15 protein-coding genes are annotated in these 19,493 nt (G+C 54.3%); 8 read left to right on the top strand and 7 right to left on the bottom strand.

The window, feature by feature from the left end:
* Positions 1 to 3: 3 nt before the first annotated feature.
* A complete protein-coding gene (locus tag R3196_RS07115) occupies positions 4 to 732 on the bottom strand; it encodes a class I SAM-dependent methyltransferase (RefSeq protein ID WP_318936080.1) in 729 nt (242 codons plus the stop codon).
* A gap of 52 nt (positions 733 to 784) precedes the next feature.
* Here R3196_RS07115 and gloB point away from each other — a divergent pair, with 52 nt between their 5' ends.
* Together gloB and R3196_RS07125 are read left to right on the top strand one after the other, a co-directional pair.
* The gene (gloB, locus tag R3196_RS07120) at positions 785 to 1,498 is read left to right on the top strand and encodes a hydroxyacylglutathione hydrolase (protein ID WP_318936081.1); all 714 of its coding nucleotides are present in this window, start codon (positions 785 to 787) and stop codon (positions 1,496 to 1,498) included.
* A gap of 72 nt (positions 1,499 to 1,570) precedes the next feature.
* On the top strand, positions 1,571 to 3,175 hold the full coding sequence (locus R3196_RS07125) for a LysM peptidoglycan-binding domain-containing protein (protein ID WP_318936082.1): 1,605 nt from the start codon (positions 1,571 to 1,573) through the stop codon (positions 3,173 to 3,175).
* Positions 3,176 to 3,178: 3 nt separating this feature from the next.
* On the opposite strand, the gene ligA is transcribed toward R3196_RS07125, so the two are convergent.
* The 3 genes from ligA to smc are packed head-to-tail and all read right to left on the bottom strand — an operon-like array spanning position 3,179 to position 9,588.
* Positions 3,179 to 5,191: an NAD-dependent DNA ligase LigA gene (ligA, locus tag R3196_RS07130; protein ID WP_318936083.1), complete on the bottom strand. Its 2,013-nt coding sequence runs from the start codon at positions 5,189 to 5,191 to the stop codon at positions 3,179 to 3,181.
* A 5-nt stretch (positions 5,192 to 5,196) separates the two neighbouring features.
* Positions 5,197 to 6,090, bottom strand: a complete 894-nt coding sequence (gene zipA, locus R3196_RS07135) for a cell division protein ZipA (RefSeq protein ID WP_318936084.1) — start codon at positions 6,088 to 6,090, stop codon at positions 5,197 to 5,199.
* A gap of 21 nt (positions 6,091 to 6,111) precedes the next feature.
* On the bottom strand, positions 6,112 to 9,588 hold the full coding sequence (smc, locus tag R3196_RS07140; RefSeq protein ID WP_318936085.1) for a chromosome segregation protein SMC: 3,477 nt from the start codon (positions 9,586 to 9,588) through the stop codon (positions 6,112 to 6,114).
* A gap of 191 nt (positions 9,589 to 9,779) precedes the next feature.
* On the opposite strand from smc, the gene cysZ reads away from it, so the two are divergent.
* From cysZ to rimO, 3 genes are all read left to right on the top strand, one after another.
* On the top strand, positions 9,780 to 10,514 hold the full coding sequence (gene cysZ, locus R3196_RS07145; protein WP_318936086.1) for a sulfate transporter CysZ: 735 nt from the start codon (positions 9,780 to 9,782) through the stop codon (positions 10,512 to 10,514).
* Entirely contained in the window at positions 10,511 to 11,473 is a 963-nt protein-coding gene (gene corA / locus R3196_RS07150; RefSeq protein ID WP_318936087.1) for a magnesium/cobalt transporter CorA, read from the top strand. The genes cysZ and corA overlap by 4 nt, the downstream gene beginning before the upstream one ends.
* Before the next feature lie 82 nt (positions 11,474 to 11,555).
* The gene (gene rimO, locus R3196_RS07155) at positions 11,556 to 12,947 is read left to right on the top strand and encodes a 30S ribosomal protein S12 methylthiotransferase RimO (protein WP_318936088.1); all 1,392 of its coding nucleotides are present in this window, start codon (positions 11,556 to 11,558) and stop codon (positions 12,945 to 12,947) included.
* A gap of 16 nt (positions 12,948 to 12,963) precedes the next feature.
* On the opposite strand, the gene rmuC is transcribed toward rimO, so the two are convergent.
* Both rmuC and R3196_RS07165 read right to left on the bottom strand, forming a co-directional pair.
* Positions 12,964 to 14,271, bottom strand: a complete 1,308-nt coding sequence (gene rmuC / locus R3196_RS07160; protein WP_318936089.1) for a DNA recombination protein RmuC — start codon at positions 14,269 to 14,271, stop codon at positions 12,964 to 12,966.
* The gene (locus R3196_RS07165) at positions 14,264 to 15,775 is read right to left on the bottom strand and encodes a fumarate hydratase (RefSeq protein ID WP_318936090.1); all 1,512 of its coding nucleotides are present in this window, start codon (positions 15,773 to 15,775) and stop codon (positions 14,264 to 14,266) included. The genes rmuC and R3196_RS07165 overlap by 8 nt, the downstream gene beginning before the upstream one ends.
* Positions 15,776 to 15,882: 107 nt before the next feature.
* Here R3196_RS07165 and pabB point away from each other — a divergent pair, with 107 nt between their 5' ends.
* The 3 genes from pabB to R3196_RS07180 are packed head-to-tail and all read left to right on the top strand — an operon-like array spanning position 15,883 to position 19,166.
* Complete coding sequence (gene pabB, locus R3196_RS07170) at positions 15,883 to 17,187, top strand: aminodeoxychorismate synthase component I (protein ID WP_318936091.1); 1,305 nt, start codon at positions 15,883 to 15,885, stop codon at positions 17,185 to 17,187.
* A gap of 2 nt (positions 17,188 to 17,189) precedes the next feature.
* Positions 17,190 to 17,783, top strand: coding sequence for a CoA pyrophosphatase (locus R3196_RS07175; protein WP_318936092.1), 594 nt, complete (start codon positions 17,190 to 17,192; stop codon positions 17,781 to 17,783).
* 9 nt (positions 17,784 to 17,792) lie between these two features.
* Positions 17,793 to 19,166: an L-serine ammonia-lyase gene (locus tag R3196_RS07180; protein WP_318936093.1), complete on the top strand. Its 1,374-nt coding sequence runs from the start codon at positions 17,793 to 17,795 to the stop codon at positions 19,164 to 19,166.
* 32 nt (positions 19,167 to 19,198) lie between these two features.
* On the opposite strand, the gene R3196_RS07185 is transcribed toward R3196_RS07180, so the two are convergent.
* A partial coding sequence (locus tag R3196_RS07185) for a diguanylate cyclase domain-containing protein (RefSeq protein WP_318936094.1) occupies positions 19,199 to 19,493 on the bottom strand: 295 nt, incomplete at its 5' end.

Here is a 19,493-nt window from a genome sequence, read left to right on the forward strand (position 1 = left end):
ATGTCACTCCATTCGGTTTGCTAGTGGCAACGCATTGTTGACCCGGTGCTGCTGCTTTTTCCGGTAGCGCACCAGGGTCAGCGGGAACTGCCGCTTGCGGGCAACCATAAAATACATGCTGCCCAATTGCGGAATTGCTCGCGTCAGAGTGGCCAACCCCCGCTCCGGCGGCGTCAGTGATTCAATTAGCATGCCCGGCGCGAGGTAGCCCGTTTCTACAACTTCAAAGTTTAGCAGAGCCAGCCAATCAAGCACCCGTGCTCTGGTGAAATAACGGCCCCGCCACGGATAACGATCAGCCTGACCTGGCCAGAATCCCGTTAACAGGGCCGGGCTCAGGGGGTTGAAGCCGGCCAGTAGCAGATAGCCGTCGGCAATCAGGCTGCGGGCAACTTCCCGCAACACCTGGTGCGGATCCCGTTCGAATTCTAACTGGCCAATCATCAACACAGCGTCAATTGAAGCCTCGGCAAAAGGCAGGTACTCCGCTTCAGCATGAACGTCAACCTCGCCACCCGCTGCCACCGAAAATTGATGCTTGATGTGCAATTTGGGTAGTTCCAGCTGTGCTGACAACTGCCCCACGCGCGCCAGATGATAGCCGAACAGCTTACCGCAGTGCGGCGTCAGCACCTGCTCCACCTGCTGTTGCAGCCAGCGGCCATGGGGTAGTTGCTGCCAGCTCTGCGGAGCCTTTACAGACTTTTCACCCAACGCGGGTTTTAACATCATTGGCGTACACCTGTATACTGTGGTCAAACTGAGCAAATAACAGACGACTATTATGCATGTTACTGCGATACCTGCACTGGATGATAACTACATTTGGGCCATTCAGCCACAGGCGGATGGTGATGCGGTCATTGTTGACCCCGGCGACGCACAACCTGTACGTGACTGGCTGAAACAACAAGGCATTGGTCTTACGGCTATTCTGATTACCCATCATCACTGGGATCATACCGACGGCTTGTTACCGCTGCTGGAAGATTACCATGTTCCGGTCTACGGCCCTGCCAATCCGGATATCAAAGGTATTACGGAACCCTTAGGTCATAACAATAAAGTCACACCTGACGGCCTCAATGCGGCATTCAGAGTGCTGGCGACGCCGGGCCATACCCTGGATCACATCAGTTTTTACAGTCCCGGCTATCTGTTCTGCGGCGACACGCTCTTCTCGGCTGGCTGTGGCCGGATGTTCGAGGGTAAGGCGCAGCAGTTTTTTAACTCGCTGCAGTTATTTAGTGAACTTCCGGGCGATACACGCGTCTATTGTGCCCATGAATATACCAGCGCTAATCTGCGGTTTGCCCGGGCAGCGGAACCCGGCAACCAGAAGATCATAGATTATCAGCAGCAGGTATTGAACTGGCGGGCTGAGGGGAAGATCAGCTTACCCAGTACCATTGACCTCGAATTGCAGGTTAATCCGTTTTTGCGGGCTGAAACCGCGGACAAATTTGCCGAATTGCGAGAGTGGAAAGACCGTTTCTAATCTCGTACACTGCGCTCTGATAACTGAAACAACGAACAGTAGCTGAGCTACTGTTTTTGAGGACCCTGTTGCATGAATAAATGGTTACTTCTGGCACTTAGTGCGAGTTTACTCGGTGGCTGTCAGCTCACTTCGTCCCCTGAATCAGAAAATCCACCATCGGCAACAGTTACGGAACAACCACCTACCGAGGCAATCGCTTCGCCTGAGCCGGCATCTGAGCCCGCATTAGCGCCTGTCATGCTGCAGGAAATTGCCGAAGTTGAAATTCCGCCCCAGGCCGAAGCTGATGTCTGGCACCGGATCCGGCGGCAGCTCACCATGGAGGCTCCCGAAGTTCCGCGGCTGGTGAACCAGCGTAACTGGTATTTGCGCAACCCGGCCTATATGGAGCGCGTTGCCAAGCGCGCCGCCCCTTTCATGCACCTGATCGTTGAAGAGATCGAGCGCCGCGGCATGCCCCTTGAGCTGGCACTGCTGCCGATTGTTGAAAGCGCCTTTGATCCCTTTGCTTATTCCCATGGCCGCGCGGCCGGTATCTGGCAGTTTATCCCTGGTACCGCCCGTCATTACGGACTGGATATTAACTGGTGGTACGACGGCCGGCGCGATGTGCTGGCAGCAACCCACGCCGCCCTTGATTACCTCGATGCTTTGCAGCAGCGCTTTGACGGCGACTGGTCCCATGCGCTGGCGGCCTATAATTCAGGTGAAGGCCGGGTAGCCAATGCTATCCGTAAGAATAAGCGCGCCGGTAAACCCACGGATTTCTGGTCGCTGGACTTACCCCGCGAAACCAGAGCATATGTGCCTAAATTGCTTGCGCTGGCGGACATTCTTAAACACCACGACACCTATGCCTATACCTGGGTGCCGATCGCTAATGAGCCATATCTGGCGGTAGTCGAAGCGAGCAGCCAGATCGATCTGGCCAAAGCCGCCGAACAGGCGGGGCTGGATCTCGACACTCTGCACCATTTTAATTCCGGCTATAACCGCTGGGCAACTGATCCAGACGGCCCGCACCGGTTATTGCTTCCGCTCGAAAACGCCCGCTTGCTGCAAGAGTGGTTGGCTAGTGCCGATGCCAAAGAACTGGTGCGCTGGACCCGACATAAAGTTAAACCCGGTGAGAGCCTGTTAGTAATTGGTCGCAAATACCACACCACAGCGCAGGCCATTCAGCAGGCGAATAACCTGCGCAGCCATATTATCCGCGCCGGTGATTATTTACTGATCCCAGTAGCGACCCGCGACCTCAACGATTATAACCTGTCGGCCGAAAGCAGGCTGGCCAGCACACAGTCAAAAGAGCGGGGCGAATATAAAATCGAACATCAGGTGGTTAGTGGCGACACCCTGTGGGACATCAGTCGTCGCTATAGTGTTAACTTACGGGCCCTGGCGAAATGGAACGGTATGGCTCCAACCGACCCGCTGCGCCCGGGCAAACAGTTGGTGGTCTGGTTACCTGAAAAACAAAAACCTTCGGGAGTGGTGCGCAGCGTAAGCTATAAAGTACGCTCCGGTGATTCACTGGCACGCATCGCAAACCGTTTCAGTGTCACTATTGCAGATATTGAAAAGTGGAACCAGATTAGCCGCTCGAGCTATCTGCAGCCGGGTCAGCAGCTCAAATTACTGGTTGATGTGACCCGACTCAATTCTCAGAGTTGAGGTTTAGCGTAGTAATTCCTGCAAATCACCTTCGCTGAGCACTGGCACTCCCAGTTGCTCAGCCTTCGTTAATTTAGACCCTGCATTATCACCGGCAATAACGCCCGTTGTTTTAGCCGATACACTGCCGGAAACTTTGGCACCCCGTGCCTGCAGGGCCTGTTTGGCTTCATCGCGGGTCATTTGGGTGAGCGTCCCTGTTAGTACATAAGTATTGCCGGCCAAAGTTGCTTCACTGGCGGCCAGCTTTTCAACCGCAGGCCAGTTTACGCCCAGCTCTTGTAGCTCACGGATCACCTGCTGATTATGTTCTTCCCTGAAGAACTGATAAATATGGCTGGCGACCACCCCGCCGACATCCGACACTTCTTCAAGTTGCTCTGGCGAAGCCTGCATCAGGCTTTCGAGTCCGGCAAAATGCATCGCCAGATTAGCAGCGGTTGCTTCGCCCACCTCGCGAATGCCAAGGGCATATAAAAACCGCGCTAAGGTTGTTTCTTTACTGGCTACGATAGCGGCTACAATTTTTTCCGCTGACTTTTCGCCCATCCTCGGTAAGTGAGCCAACTCCCGTGCTTTCAAGCGGTATAAATCAGCTGGCGACTTTAGCCATTCGCGTTCCACCAATTGCTCAATCAGTTTGTCGCCAAGGCCGTCAATATCCATTGCTTTACGCGAGGCAAAATGCTTGAGGGCTTCTTTTCGCTGAGCGCCACAGATAAGCCCGCCGGTACAACGGGTGACCGCCTCGCCCTCAGCCCGCTCCACGTGGGAATCACAGACAGGACAGCGATCAGGGAAAATAATTTCGCTGGTTTCATCTGGCCGGCGTTCATGCAGCACCTGAACCACTTGCGGAATCACATCGCCGGCGCGCCGGATAGTCACGACATCACCAATACGGATGTCCAGCCGCTCAATTTCATCAGCGTTATGGAGGGTTGCGTTAGATACCGTCACCCCGCCAACCGCTACTGGCTCGAGCCGGGCTACCGGGGTTATAGCACCGGTGCGGCCAACCTGAAAGTCGACGCCCTTAATGGTAGTGATTTCTTCCTGGGCGGGGAATTTCCAGGCTATAGCCCAGCGCGGTGCCCGTGATACAAAGCCCAGGTCATTTTGCAGGGGAATCGAATCAACCTTGATAACCACGCCATCAATTTCATAGCGCAACGCGCTGCGACGCTTCAGAATGTCATCGTAGTAGGCCTTGCACGCACTACCGTCCGGTACGCGTTTAACTTCATCACTGATGGGCAAACCCCAGTTTTTCAGCTGGTGCAAACGCTCAAAGTGGCTATCAGCAAGCTTAATCTCGCTACTGACTACCCCCACCGAGTAAGCATAAAAGTGCAATGGCCGCTGGGCAGTAATCGCTGAATCCAGCTGGCGTAAGCTGCCGGCGGCGGCGTTACGGGGGTTAGCAAAAACCTTTTCATCCCGCGCCAGCGCCTGCTCGTTATAGCGCTCGAATGCCTGTACCGGCATAAAGACTTCACCGCGCACTTCCAGCCGTTCGGGATAATCGCCCTCAAGCTGTAACGTCAGATTGCGGATGGTGCGCACGTTGGCGGTAATATCTTCCCCGGTCTGGCCGTCGCCGCGCGTCGCGCCGCGCACCAGTACGCCATTTTCATACAACAGGCTCACCGCCGCGCCATCAAGCTTGGGTTCACAGCAGAAAGCGATTGCGCCGCTGCGATCGAGACGATCCTTGATCCGCTCAACAAAGCTGCTGAACTCATCTTCAGAAAAAGCGTTATCCAGCGATAACATGGGGGTTTCATGCTGGACCTGCTGAAATGCAGTAAGCGCCTTACTGCCTACTTTCTGGGTCGGAGACTCGCTACTGCGCAGGGCCGGATGTTCACTTTCGAGTTGCTGCAGCTCGCGGAACAGCCGATCATATTCGGCGTCAGGAACCGATGGCTCATCAAGTTCATAGTATTCGCGGTTATAACGGGATATCAGCGCGCGCAGTTCAGCCGCGCGCTCGGCTGCATTATTGTCAGTCATAATGATTAATGTCGAATCAGGCGTTTACGTTCAAATTCCCGAATGCGTTGATGAATGTGCTGCAACGCCTGACGGGTTAAAGGATTTCTTTGCTCATCAAGCACCTGGCCTTTATCAACTGCAGTTGCCAGTTTAACCGCTGCGTTATGCATCATGGTGAAGGCCTGGGTTGAGTTACCTTTAATCGGCAGCGCCAGAAACAGGGCCACGCCTTCAGTATGAAAGGCCTCAATATTGTCGATATCAAAGGTGCCGGGCTTAAACATGTTGGCCAGGCTGAACAGTACGGGGCCGTTGCCGGCTGTATCGACATGGCGGTGGAAAATATCAAAATCGCCGTATTTAAAGCCCAGTTCCGTCATCTGTTGCAGTAGCACCGCGCCCTGAATATCGCCCGTCACGTGCAGCGCAATCACTTCTTCCGGCTCTTCGGTCAGAATGGGCTCATCCTCATCGCGTTCCAGTGGTAAGTCCATGCTTTGTTGGGCTGGCTGGCTGACGGGTTCGGCCTTTTCGGGTTTTTCGGGCTTTGGCTGTTCGGCTTTTGCTGATTTTGCCGGAGGTTTTTGCTGTTGCTGAACAGGATCAGGTTCAGCACTGACAGATGGCAGTTCAACCTCTGCATCATCGCTGTTTGCCCGCATTTTAGTCGTATTGGCAGCTGGCGGCACACCTTCTTTTGCTTCGCCGGCCTGCGCCTTTTTGGAGACTATCCGCACCGGCCCGATGCCATCGCCATCGAAACTATCGGCGTCGGCCTGATGCCGTTTCTGCTCAATCGTGCTCATCCGCTCACGTTGTTTCTGTTCATTACGGCGGATAGTCCACATCCCGTGGGCGACAATAGCAATAATCAGCAATAATCCAATTATACTGAAAACAATTTGCATCATGGTCATGTCTTGTAACTATCCTCTTACTCAGGACGCTTCGGTGAGAGCCACCGCTTCGTCGATATCCACCGCGACCAGTCGTGATACGCCTGCTTCCTGCATAGTCACTCCAGCCAGATGCGATGCCATTTCCATTGCCACTTTATTGTGGCTGATATAAATAAACTGGACTGTCGCTGACATTTCTTCCACCAGCCGACAGAAGCGACCGACATTGGCATCATCAAGGGGCGCGTCAACTTCGTCAAGTAAACAAAACGGCGCCGGGTTTAACCGAAATATAGCAAACACCAATGATAAAGCCGTCAGCGCTTTTTCACCACCGGAAAGCAGATGAATTGTGCTATTTTTCTTGCCCGGCGGCCTGGCCATAATAGTAACACCCGTTTCCAGTAAATCGGCATCGGTTAAATCCAGATAGGCGCTGCCGCCGCCGAATACTTTCGGAAATAATTCCTGTAGCCCCAGATTGACCGCGTCAAAGGTTGCCTTAAAGCGTTGCCGGGTTTCTTTATCAATCTTTCTGATAGCCGTTTCCAGGGTTTCCAGCGACGCCACTAAGTCTTCATGTTGCTGGTCAAGATAGCTTTTGCGTTCTGCCAGGGTTTCCGCCTCTTCAATCGCCGCCAGGTTAATGGCACCCAGACGCTGTATTGCCGTCTGCAGCCGCTCCAGCTTAGTTTGCCAGGCCTTCTCTTCAGCTTCTTCCGGCAATTGTTCGAGCACCGGCTTAATTGGTTGCCGCATGTCCTGCAGCACCGCCAGCACATTGCGGCTGCGCTCCTGTAACGCCGCCATTTCCAGTTGTGAGCTTTGCAACTTAGCGCGCGCTTTCTCAATCTGACTTTCTACGCCCTGCACGCCGGTACTGAGTTCACGCAATTGTGCTTCAAGTTCACTCACCTGATTAGCGCGCTGGCGGCGCGTTTCGTCAGCTTGCTCACGCTGTTGCAGTAATTCTTCCAGTTGCAGCGCCAGCACTTCAAGTTCTTCATGTTGGCTGGCGTCGGGCTTACTCAATAAGCTGAGCTGCTCCTGGGCCTGCTCGCGCTGCTGGCCGACCCGCTGTAATAAGGTATTTATATGCTGCAGCTGAGTTTCAATCTGCTGCTGCTGCATGCTTAGCTGCTGCAATCGCTGCTGCCGTTGTTGCATCGCATCGCGCAGTTGCTGCCGTTGTTCCTGTAATTGGGTGCGGCGCTGCTGCCAGTCGCCGTCATCATCGGTAACCGTGCTTTGCTCAGCCAGAATCTCAGCTTGCGCGGCCAGTTCCTCTTGTTCCAGCGCGACCGTTTCCAACTGCTCGCGAAGCAGCTCCTGACGTTCGCTGTTCTGCGCTATTTTTTCCGCGAAACTTCGCTGCTGCTGTTGCTGCCAGTTACTCTTCTCGGCCAACGCGGCTACTTCGGCCTGCACCTGGCTGTGCGCCTCACGCTGCGTTTGCAACTGTTGCAGTAACTGCGTCAGCGCCAGCTTGTTGCGTTCCAGCTCGCTGTTGACGTCCTGCAGCTGCATCGTAAATGCGTCCAGTTGCTGCACCAGCTCATCAAGCTCAGCCTGCTGCAGTAACTGACTATCCGTGGCCGCAATCCGGGCAGCCTGATATCCCGCAGCGGACCAGATCTGACCGGTCGGGCTCAGCACCGTAGGCCAGGCACCGGATTGTCGGAGCACTTCTGCCTCGGCGGCATCCCGCGCCAGACCGATCTGCTGCAACCACGGCCAGCGCTGTAAGGCACCGTCAAGCTCGCTTGCCAACGAACCCGCTTTGGCTGATTCTTCGCTTAACACCACTAGCCGGACACCAAGCTGGGTTGGCCAGTGCGGCGGCAGTGTTTCAACCACCCAGGCATCGAGCCAGGGCGCCACCAGCTGTTCGGCGGCCAGCTGCCACTGGCTGTTGACCTCCAGCATGCCGCGCACCTGCCCTAGCATGGGGACACCCTGTTGCTGCAGCCACTCGCCGACCGCTGCCGGCCAGTCATCGCTCTGCGCGGCCGCCAATAAATGTTGCAGTGAGCTCTGCCGGCCAAGGGCTTGCTGATGCTGCTGCTGAATTTGCTCACGCTGCGCCTGCAGTGATTCCCGCTGCTGTTCCAGATGCTGTTGCTGGCGCATCTGCTCTGCAATGGCCTCAGCCAGTTCATCACGCACAGTGGTTTTGGCAGTTACTTCATCGGTTACTGACGGGTCAGCGGCTTGCGCCAGCTCGCGCTCAAGCTCAGTTCGTTGTTGATCAAGCTCCGCCAGATCATCCTGCAGCCGCTGCAACTGATGTCCGGCCCGTTCACCGGCCAGGCGAATCTGCTGTTCCTGTTCACGCTCACGCTGCTGGCGGTCCAGATGGTTCTGATAGTCATCCTGCCACTGCATCCAGGCGCCTTCATGAGCCTCAAAACGCTCAGCGGCCAGCTGATAATCCTGTTCTGCGACCTCCAGTTCTGGCTGCAACTGCTGTTGCTGTACCTGCAGCTCTACCTGTTGTTGCTGGTCATCTTCTCTGGTTTCATCCAGCTGACTCAGCTCGTGGCTGAGCTGTTGCCGGCGTTGCTCACGTTGCTGCAGTTGATTACGCTCGGCCTGCAACTGGTGCTCGGTGCGGGTAATTTCGTTGCCCAACTGGTAATAAGCTTGCTGTATTTCATCAAGCTGCTGTTTAGCATCCGCCACCTGCTCGCGTAGTTCGTTGGTACCGCGCTCGCTACCGCGTTGCTCTGCCAGCCAGCGCTCCAGTTCAGTCTCTTGCTGCTGGATGGTCGTGCGGATGCGCTCGGCCTGGTTTTCAAGTTGCAGCCAACGTAAAGCCTGCAATTCGGCCTTAACTTTGCGCTCCTGGGCCTTTAATTCTTTGTAGCGCCGCGCGGCAGCAGCCTGACGCTGTAATTTGTCCAACTGGGCGCCCAGCTCGTCACGAACATCGGTCAGCCGATCGAGGTTATCGCGGGTATGCTTGATGCGGTTTTCCGTTTCCCGACGGCGTTCTTTATATTTGGATATCCCCGCCGCTTCCTCCAGAAATACCCGCAGTTCCTGCGGCTTGGATTCAATCAATCGGGAAATCATGCCCTGCTCGATAATGGCATAGCTACGCGGGCCTAATCCGGTGCCCAAAAATAAATCGGTAATGTCACGCCGGCGGCATTTACTGTTATTCAGATAATAGTTTGACTGCCCATCGCGGGTGACTACTCGCTTCACCGCGATTTCTGCATAGCTGGCGTATTCACCCTGAATGCGCCCATCAGTGTTATCAAACACCAACTCAACACTGGCCTGAGAAACCGGCTTGCGGGCTGTTGATCCGTTAAAGATAACGTCCGTCATGGCGTCGCCACGCAGGTTCTTAGCCGAGCTTTCACCCAGCACCCAGCGGACCGCGTCAATCACATTGGATTTGCCGCAACCGTTCGGCCCCACTACGCAGGTCATCTGGTGGGGAAAAGGGACCTTGGTGGGATCAACAAAGGATTTGAAACCGACCAGTTTTATATGCTTGAGCCGCATCGAGTTATTATCGTTATCTGTATGGTTCGTAGATGGCAGTTACCTGACCGACATTAGCAGATATTAATGTATTTTGTAATATCCGAACAGATTCATGCATGCTTACAAAATGCTGAATTTTAATCGCTAAATCCTCTGTATAATGACAGTAAGAACCAGCTTTACCGAAAAAAAATTAAGGATAACTCAGCATGAGCCAAGCGACACCTGGTGATTTTGGCGGCAGCTATGTCGCCCGCGGATTCGAACTGGCCTTTCAGAAAGGCGTGCGCCGTTACGTACTCATTCCCTTGAGCATTAATATTATGCTATTCAGCATCGCAATTTATGCCATCTTTCACTACACCGGCATCTGGGTCGCCGATTTAATTGAGTGGTTGCCCGGCTGGCTGGAATGGCTCGAATTTATCCTCTGGCCGCTAATTGTTATCGCGGTCTTGCTGATATTTGGCCTGCTATTTACCAGTGTTGCTAATATTATCGCCTCGCCTTTTAACAGCCTGCTGGCTGAAAAAGTGGAGTACCGGCTGACCGGCGTGAAACCGCTGGATGGCGGTATTAAGGGCATGATTAAAGATATTCCCCGCACCATCGGTCGTGAATTTCAGAAAATCCTCTATTTTATTCCGCGCGCTATCGGCTACGGTCTGCTGCTGTTATTTGTACCCGTCGTCGGACAGCTGCTATGGTTCTTATTCGGTGGTTGGATGATGACAATACAGTATGCCGACTATGCTTTTGATAACCACAAGGTGCCGTTTGACCGTATGCGTTATCAACTGCGCCAGAACCGCGGCCTGAGCTTATCATTTGGCGTAATAGTTGCGCTGCTCGCGTCTGTTCCGATCGTTAATCTGGTGATGATACCGGTTGCGGTATGTGGCGCGACCGCAATGTATGTGGACCATTTACGGGAGGCTGAATGATTCGGTTATTTGAAATCAAAGACGGCAAAATCTGTGAAATTTGTAAGGCTGAAGGTGAACACAATTTTTCGCTTGAAACCTTACAGGCGGCTGACTGGATCGACGCTCTGGAGCCCGACGACAAGGAGCGTGAGCAACTCAGTTCATTGCTTAGTATTGATTTACCGGAATCCGATGAGATAGAGGAAATTGAGGCCTCTGCCCGCTGTTTCGTCGACCAGGCCGGTATCCATGTTCACTCACTATTCTTAGCGATCTCCGAAGGACGTCACCATACAGTTACTGTAGCGACCATTTTGCAGGCTGACCGGCTGATCACCATTCGCGAGAGCGACATCGCAGATTTCCGCCTGTTGCGGATGCGGGCCCGCCAAAAACAGGTTATCTGTAACGCTCCGGATACCCTGCTGGTCACCATCCTGGATCAGAAAATCGAAAACCATGCCGACACCCTTGAAGATATTCACCGGCAACTGGAAGATGTCAGCCATTTGGTGCTTGAAGATGAGTGTGCCGACCTCGAAGATGCCATCAGCAAGCTGGCTAAGCTTGAAGACAGTAACGGTAAAATCCGGCTGTGCCTGATGGACACTCAGCGTGATATATCCTTTTTGCTCAAGCAATTTAAAGACCGCCCGGAATTAACCGAGGCTCTGCGCGAAGTGATGCGCGATCTGGACACCCTGATGAGCCATACCACCTTCCTGTTCGACAAGATAAACTTCCTGATGGATTCCACCCAGGGCTTTATCAATATTGAGCAGAACCAGATCATTAAAACTTTCTCGATCGCTGCGGTGGTGTTTTTACCCCCGACTCTGGTCGCCAGCATTTACGGTATGAACTTTGATTTTATGCCTGAGCTCGACTGGTCGCTGGGCTATCCGTGGGCGCTGCTGCTGATGGTTGCCTCTGGCTTTGCGCCCTATTGGCTGTTTAAACGCAAAGGCTGGCTGTAACGCTCAACTACTTCAGCACGGGTTGAAAAAATAGCGTAGAATAGCGCCCGTTTCGTTATTCCTAAGCAGAGAAGTTTTTTACATGACCGTGAATCAATACAACCCAGGCCAGCCAGCAGCACCGGCGGCCCCATCCTCCGCGACAATGGATCCGTCAGCAAACCAGCGCCGAATTGGATTTGTTAGCCTGGGTTGCCCAAAAAACCTGGTCGATTCGGAGCGGATCTTAACCCAGCTGCGAACCGAAGGTTACGACATCGTCAACAGTTACGACAATGCCGATATGGTTATCGTAAACACTTGCGGCTTTATCGACAGCGCCGTGCAGGAGTCACTGGACGCCATTGGCGAAGCCTTGCATGAAAACGGCAAAGTGATCGTGACGGGTTGTCTTGGCGCCAAAGATGACGAGATCCGTGAAGTGCACCCGAATGTGCTGGCGATTACCGGCCCTCACGCCTATGAAGAAGTGATGGGGCACGTGCACAAGTATGTGCCACAGCCACAACATATCCCGTTTGAAAATCTGGTACCCGACACCGGTGTTAAACTGACGCCGCGCCATTATGCCTATCTGAAAATATCCGAAGGCTGTAATCACCGCTGTACTTTCTGCATCATCCCGTCCATGCGTGGTGATTTGGTCAGCCGTCCAGTCGGTAGCGTACTTGATGAAGCCAAACGCCTGGCCAACGCCGGCGTCAAAGAGCTGTTGGTTATCTCACAGGATACCAGCGCCTACGGTGTTGATGTAAAACACAAAACAGGTTTCTGGGACGGCCAGCCGGTCAAAACCCGCATGCTTGAACTGTGCGCGGCACTGGGCGAATTAGGCGTCTGGGTTCGTTTGCATTATGTGTATCCGTATCCGTCAGTTGATGAAGTCATCCCACTGATGGCCGCGGGTAAGATCCTGCCGTATCTGGATATCCCGCTGCAGCACGCCAATAAGCGTATTCTGAAGCTGATGAAACGTCCGGGCTCTGCTGAGCGTACTCTTGAGCGCATCCAGAACTGGCGGAAGATTTGCCCGGATCTCACCATCCGCAGCACCTTTATTGTTGGCTTCCCGGGCGAGACTGAAGAAGAGTTTGAAGAACTGCTACAGTTTTTGCGTGAGGCCCGCCTGGATCGCGTTGGTTGCTTCACCTACTCCGATGTAGAAGGTGCTAAAGCCAACGAATTACCTGATCCTGTGCCTGAGGAAATCAAGCAGGAACGCTATGAGCGCTTCATGCAACTGCAGCAGGAAATCAGTGCCGAGCGGCTGCAGCAGAAAATCGGCCGCACCATGACGGTGTTGATCGATGAAGTTGACGAGGAAGGCGCGATTGGCCGTAGTTCAGCTGATGCACCGGAAATCGATGGTCTGGTTTATCTGAACGGTGAAACCGGCCTGCAGCCTGGTCAGTTTGTTGAAGTGCGCATTGAACACGCTGATGAATATGACCTCTGGGGTACGCTGGCCGGTTAACCGGCCAGAGCTTTACTTAGTCCGCGCTGTCATCCTCATCATCGGCCTGCTGTAACAACTGCTGGTCGATTTTTTTCGAACTCTGCACCCCAAGCTTACGGAAATTCTCAACCCGGCCGACCAGGTTGCCGCGGCCGGTAGAGAGTTTATTCATCGCACCGTCGTAGTTCTTGCGGGCGGTATCAAGGGCATTGCCTACCCGCTGTAAGTCTTCAGTGAAATTGACAAACTTGTCATAAAGCTTGGTCGCATCACTGGCGATACGCTGGGCATTCTGATTCTGATATTCATACTGCCAGATATTATTCACGGTACGCAGCGCCACCAGCAGGTTGGTCGGGCTCACCAGCATAATATTGTTATCCAGCGCCAGCCGGATTAATTCCGGATCACGATCAACCGCCAGCAAGAAGGCCGGTTCGATAGGGATAAACATTAGTACGTAGTCCAGCGTCCGGACACTATCGAGCTGCTGATAGTTCTTCTTGCCCAGGCCTTTAATATGATTGCGCAGCGATGTGACATGCTCATTCAGGGCGCTGTGGCGATCGTTATCATCGTCACTGTTGAAGTAGCGCTCATAAGCCACCAGTGACACCTTGGAATCGATGACCACGTCTTTGTCGTTGGGCAGGTGCACGATCACGTCGGGCTTAAACGATTTACCTTCTTCATCGCGGTGATGGCTCTGGGTTTCATACTCATTGCCCTCACGCAGACCGGACTGCTTCAGGATCCGCTCCAGTACAACTTCACCCCAGTTACCCTGAGTTTTGGTGTCGCCTTTGAGGGCCCGGGTCAGCGCTTCCGCTTCAGCGGCCATCTGTTTATTGAGTTCTTTAAGGCTGGATAACTCAGTACTCAACGACGCCCGCTGTTTGGTTTCTTCAGTATATTGCTGATCAACCTGCTTCTTGAAGGCATCCAGCTGTTGCCGGAACGGCGCCAGCGTGGTTTCCAGCGTCTGCTTGCTGCTGTCCTGCAGGCGCTGGGACTTTTGCTCAAAGATATGCTGCGCCAGCCGCTCGAATTCTTTCTTCAGGCGCTCTTCGCTCGCTTCCAGCAACTTCTGCTTTTCATCAGCGTGCTTGAGGCTTTCTTCCAGCCGTACCCGCGAGCCCTGCAATTCGGCCTGCAATTCGCCACGCTGCTGCAACACCTGCTGATAATTCTGTTCCGTCAGCAGTAGCCGCTGCTCCAGCTGTTGCGTCTGGCTGAGCAATGCCTTGCGCGGCGCGCTGGCAATAACATAGCCGAGCAGCATGCCAATCCCAAGGATTAGCCCGGCACCGGTTATCAGTTGCCACAGTTCAATTTCAAGCATCAGCAGTTTCCAGTTTCAGGCGCCAGATAGCCGGGCCTGTTTCATGAGCGTTTTCACCCGTGCTGTCTACCGCAACGGTAACGGGCATGTCTTCCACTTCAAATTCGTAAATAGCTTCCATTCCCAGATCTTCGAAGGCAACGACCCGCGCTTTCTTGATTGCTTTAGCAACCAGGTAAGCCGCGCCGCCAACCGCCATCAGATACACCGCTTTATGCTGTCTGATGCTTTCGACCGTGGCCGGGCCCCGCTCCGCTTTACCAATCATGCCCAGAATACCGGTTTTATCCAGCATCATATCGGTAAATTTATCCATCCGCGTAGCGGTAGTCGGGCCTGCCGGACCAACAACTTCATCGCCTACCGGATCAACCGGGCCCACGTAGTAGATAAATTTATTGGTGAAATCCACCGGTAATGGCTCACCGCGATCCAGCATGTCTTTAATACGCTTATGGGCCGCATCACGGCCGGTCAGTAATTTTCCTGACAGTAGCACGGTTTCGCCGGTTTTCCAGCTTTCGATATCAGCCTGGGTGACTTCATCAAGATTCACCCGCCGCGCGTCATCACCCAGCTCAAAGGTAATATCCGGCCAGTCTTCCAGTTTTGGCGGCTGCAGATCAGCAGGGCCCGAGCCATCCAGCACAAAATGCGCATGCCGGGTTGCGGCACAGTTCGGGATCAGCGTCACCGGCTTGGAGGCCGCATGGGTCGGCACCGATTTAATCTTCACGTCCATCACTGTGGTCACGCCGCCCAGCCCCTGGGCACCAATGCCGAGCTTGTTCACCCGCTCGTAAATTTCCAGCCGTAGCTCTTCTTCCGCATTTTGCGGGCCGCGGTCAAGCAGTTCCTGGATGTCCACGGGATCCATCAGGGATTCTTTTGCCAGTACCGCTGATTTCTCAGCAGTGCCGCCAATGCCCAGGCCAATCATGCCCGGCGGACACCAGCCAGCGCCAAGTTTTGGCATGGTTTCAACAACCCAGTCGGCAATCGAGTCGCTCGGGTTCAGCATCACCATCTTGGATTTATTTTCCGAACCACCGCCCTTGGCAGCAATCATGACTTCAACGTTGTCACCCGGCACCATATCAATATGAACAACCGCCGGGGTATTGTCACCCGTGTTTTTGCGCGAGCCCGCAGGATCGGCAACGATCGAGGCCCTCAGCGGGTTTTCCGGATTCAGATAAGCACGACGGGTGCCTTCATCAACCATCTGCTGCACCGTCATATCGGTTTTATCCCACTGTACGCCCATGCCCACTTTGACGAAGCAGGTGACAATACCGGTATCCTGGCAGATTGGCCGGTGTCCCTGAGCAGACATGCGCGAATTGGTCAGCACCTGTGCGATGGCATTTTTGGCCGCTTCGCTTTGCTCTCTGTGGTAAGCCTGTTCCAGCGCCTGCACAAAATCGAGGGGGTGATAATAGGATATGTACTGGAGAGAATCTTCGATACTGTCGATGAAATCCGCCTGCCGGATCAATGCCATGAGAACCTCGGGTAACCTGAATCAAAAAGTGCGCGTATGATACCGTTTTGCATCGCCCCTGACCAGATATGGTATGCTTTAGGTCTTGATAGCTAAAAGGATTATCCGTGTCGTTAACCGCTGTCGTTTTGCCATTAACTGCGCGTCTGGCCACTTTGTTCGCCCGCTGCGCAGCCGAACCCGGCGCTCTGCTGCTGGATAGTTGTGATGATCATGCCGGTGAATATGATTTTATTTTTCGCCAGCCGGTAGCGATGCTCACAGATACCGCGCGGTGGCCGCAACAGCTTGCCCGAGCAATGGAGCAGGTTCCGGCCTATGACGGTCCGGCCGATCTGCCATTTCAGGGCGGGCTCGCTGGCGCCTTCAGCTACGATGCCGGGCGGGCACTGGAAGATCTTCCCGAATTAGCCAGGGCCGATATTCCGCTGCCCGAGCTGGCCGTAGGCATTTATACCCAGGCACTGATTCAGCGTCGCTCAGACCGGACCACCTGGTTGCTCGCGCCACAGCACCACATTGATGAACTACAGGCCTTCTGGTTGGCTGAAGCTGAAGCTTCGAGCGCCGGCGAATTCCTGCTAACTTCAGTCTGGCAAAGCAATTTATCAGCCACTGATTACGCTGACAGGTTTCAGAAAATACAGGATTATTTGCTGGCCGGAGACTGCTACCAGATCAATCTGGCGCAGCGCTTTACCGCTGAGTTCAGCGGCGACCCCTGGCAGGCCTACCTGCGGTTGCGTGAACGCAACAATGCGCCCTTCTCGGGCTTCATGCGGCTGGAGGATGGTGCCATTATGTCGCACTCTCCCGAGCGATTTCTGGCGGTGGATCCGCACGGCAAGGTTGAAACCAAGCCGATTAAGGGTACCCGCCCACGCCATGACGATCCCGAGCGCGATCAGCAACTGGCGCAGGAACTGGCCACCTCTGAAAAAGATCGCGCTGAAAACGTCATGATTGTTGATTTACTGCGCAATGACCTCAGCCGGCTCTGTCTGCCCGGCAGTGTGAAAGTACCCAGATTATTTGCCGTGGAGACCTACCCCGCCGTGCATCATTTAGTCAGCACCGTAATCGGTCAGCTTGCCGATTCGAATCAGGCTGTGGAGCTTCTTGCTGCCTGTTTCCCGGGCGGTTCTATTACCGGCGCCCCAAAAATCCGAGCCATGGAGATTATTGAAGAACTTGAACCCCACCGGCGCAGCTTTTACTGCGGCAGCCTGGGTTACTTTTCTCAGCACGGGCAGGCAGATACCAATATAGCCATCCGGACCCTGGTGGCGGCACAAAATCAAATATACTGCTGGGCCGGTGGCGGCATAGTCGCCGACTCAGAGTGCGCGGACGAATACCAGGAAACGCTTGATAAGGTAGCCCGGATTTTGCCAGTGCTGGCGGAGCACTAACCATGACCCGTGACGAGTTTTTACATCGCTTTTTTCTGCATAACGCTCCGGTGGTAAAACGCCCGGCACCAAAGCGCCTGCGCCCTGCTGCCGTGTTGATTGCGCTGTGGGAGCGCGATGGCGAACTCCATGTTATTCTTACGCTGCGCGCGGCGAAGCTCCGCCATCATGCCAATCAGATTAGCTTTCCCGGCGGTCGCCAGGAGCCCGCTGATAAAAACCTTTACCAAACAGCACTGCGCGAAGCCCATGAAGAAATCGGCCTGGATCCGGCCGATGTTCAGTTGGTGGGTCAGTTACAGGATTACCCTGTAATAAGTAATTTTATGGTGCGGCCCTATGTAGCGCTGGTTAACCCCAGCACGCCGCTGGTGCCGCAGGAGCGGGAAGTTGCCGAGATATTTACCGTGCCGATGCACCACGTCATGCAGCAGCGCGAACATTTTGTCTACCGGCTACAGCGTTTTCTGTACGATCAGGTATACTTTATACCGTACCAGCACCGCAACATCTGGGGCGCCACCGCAGGAATCCTGCGTGAATTAGCCGATCATCTCTATCCCGAGCACCGCCCGCTGTTCCGGTCACTAAACTAAAGAGGAATTATGATTAGCGTTTTTGATCTCTACAAAGTAGGTATTGGCCCATCCAGCTCACATACGGTGGGCCCGATGCGTGCGGCCTATGATTTTCTGCAAGCCGCAGAGAAAGAAGTCGGGCTTGATAAGGCTGACAGCCTGATAGTCGAGCTATTCGGCTCGCTTGGCCAGACCGGCAAAGGCCATGGCACCGGTAAGGCTGTTATTCTTGGCCTGGCAGGTGAAAAGCCGGAGTCTGTCGATACCACCAAAGTGGACGACTTCCTGAAAGAAGTCGACAGCACCCAGAAGCTCGCCTTACTGGGCAAGCACGAAATAGACTTCCCGCGTGAAGGCGCAATCGTATTCCACCGCCGCAAGACCAAGCCGCGGCACGCCAACGCCATGGAACTGCGTCTCTACAGCGGCGATGAAGTAATCTATAAAGATCTTTATTACTCCATCGGTGGTGGTTTCATCGTGCGCGACGCGGACTTTGAAGAAAGCCTGGAAGAAGCCATTGAGCAGTCCAGTAAGCCCATTCCCTACCCGTTTGACAGCGCTGCCGACCTGTTGACTCACTGTTCGGAACATGGCATGCGCATCAGCTCGCTGATGCTGGCCAATGAAAAGGTGTTCCGCAGTGAAGAAGAAATCCGCGAACGCCTGATGCATTTGTGGAAAACCATGGACGAGTGTATTGCCCGCGGGATCCGCACCGAAGGCATACTGCCGGGCGGCCTGAAAGTGCGTCGCCGCGCCCCCGGGCTCTATCAGCGCCTGAAGAACGAGCGCTCTACTGACCCTATGCAGGCGATGGACTGGGTGGATCTGTTCGCCCTGGCAGTTAACGAAGAAAATGCCGCTGGCGGTCGCGTGGTCACCGCGCCCACTAACGGCGCAGCAGGTATTATTCCGGCGGTGATGAAGTACGCCGACAAATATATTGAACCGCTGGATGAAGAAACCGTCGTGCGGTTTCTGCTTACCTCGGCAGCAATCGGCATTTTGTATAAGAAAAACGCCTCGATCTCCGGTGCCGAAGTGGGCTGCCAGGGCGAGGTGGGCGTTGCCTGCTCGATGGCAGCCGGCGCCCTCGCTGAGTTAATGGGTGGAAGCGTCAGTAACGTTGAAAACGCCGCTGAAATTGGCATGGAACACAACCTGGGCCTGACCTGTGACCCGGTTGGCGGGCTGGTTCAGGTGCCCTGCATTGAGCGTAATGCCATGGGCGCGATCAAAGCCATCAACGCAGCGCGATTAGCCCTGCGCGGTAGCGGCGATCATAAGGTGTCACTGGATAAGGTCATTAAAACCATGTGGGACACCGGCAACGATATGAAGACCAAATATAAAGAGACCGCCCGCGGCGGGCTGGCGGTTAACATTATCGAATGCTGACAAACCGGCAGGAGCTGTCGTGGGAAGCGTAATTACATCACCACCCGGTTCCTGCCGTCACGTTTGCCTTTGTAAAGCATGTCGGCCGCGCGTGTTATCAGGGCGTCAAGGTCATCCTCTTTGGTTTGCGCTACGGCTTGCGCATCTCCCGGGCTGGTATACGGCCACGCCACCACAAATTCTTCCCCACCAAAGCGCCCTATTACATCTTTAGGCCGCAGGGACTGCGCACAAACCTCAGCTATTCGGGTCAGAATTGTAACTACCCCGTAAAAATAATACAGCGCACCCGAGAGGATTCGAACCTCTGACCTCTGCCTCCGGAGG

The sequence above is a fragment of the Pseudidiomarina sp. genome, from assembly GCF_033722695.1.
GTDB lineage: Bacteria > Pseudomonadota > Gammaproteobacteria > Enterobacterales > Alteromonadaceae > Pseudidiomarina.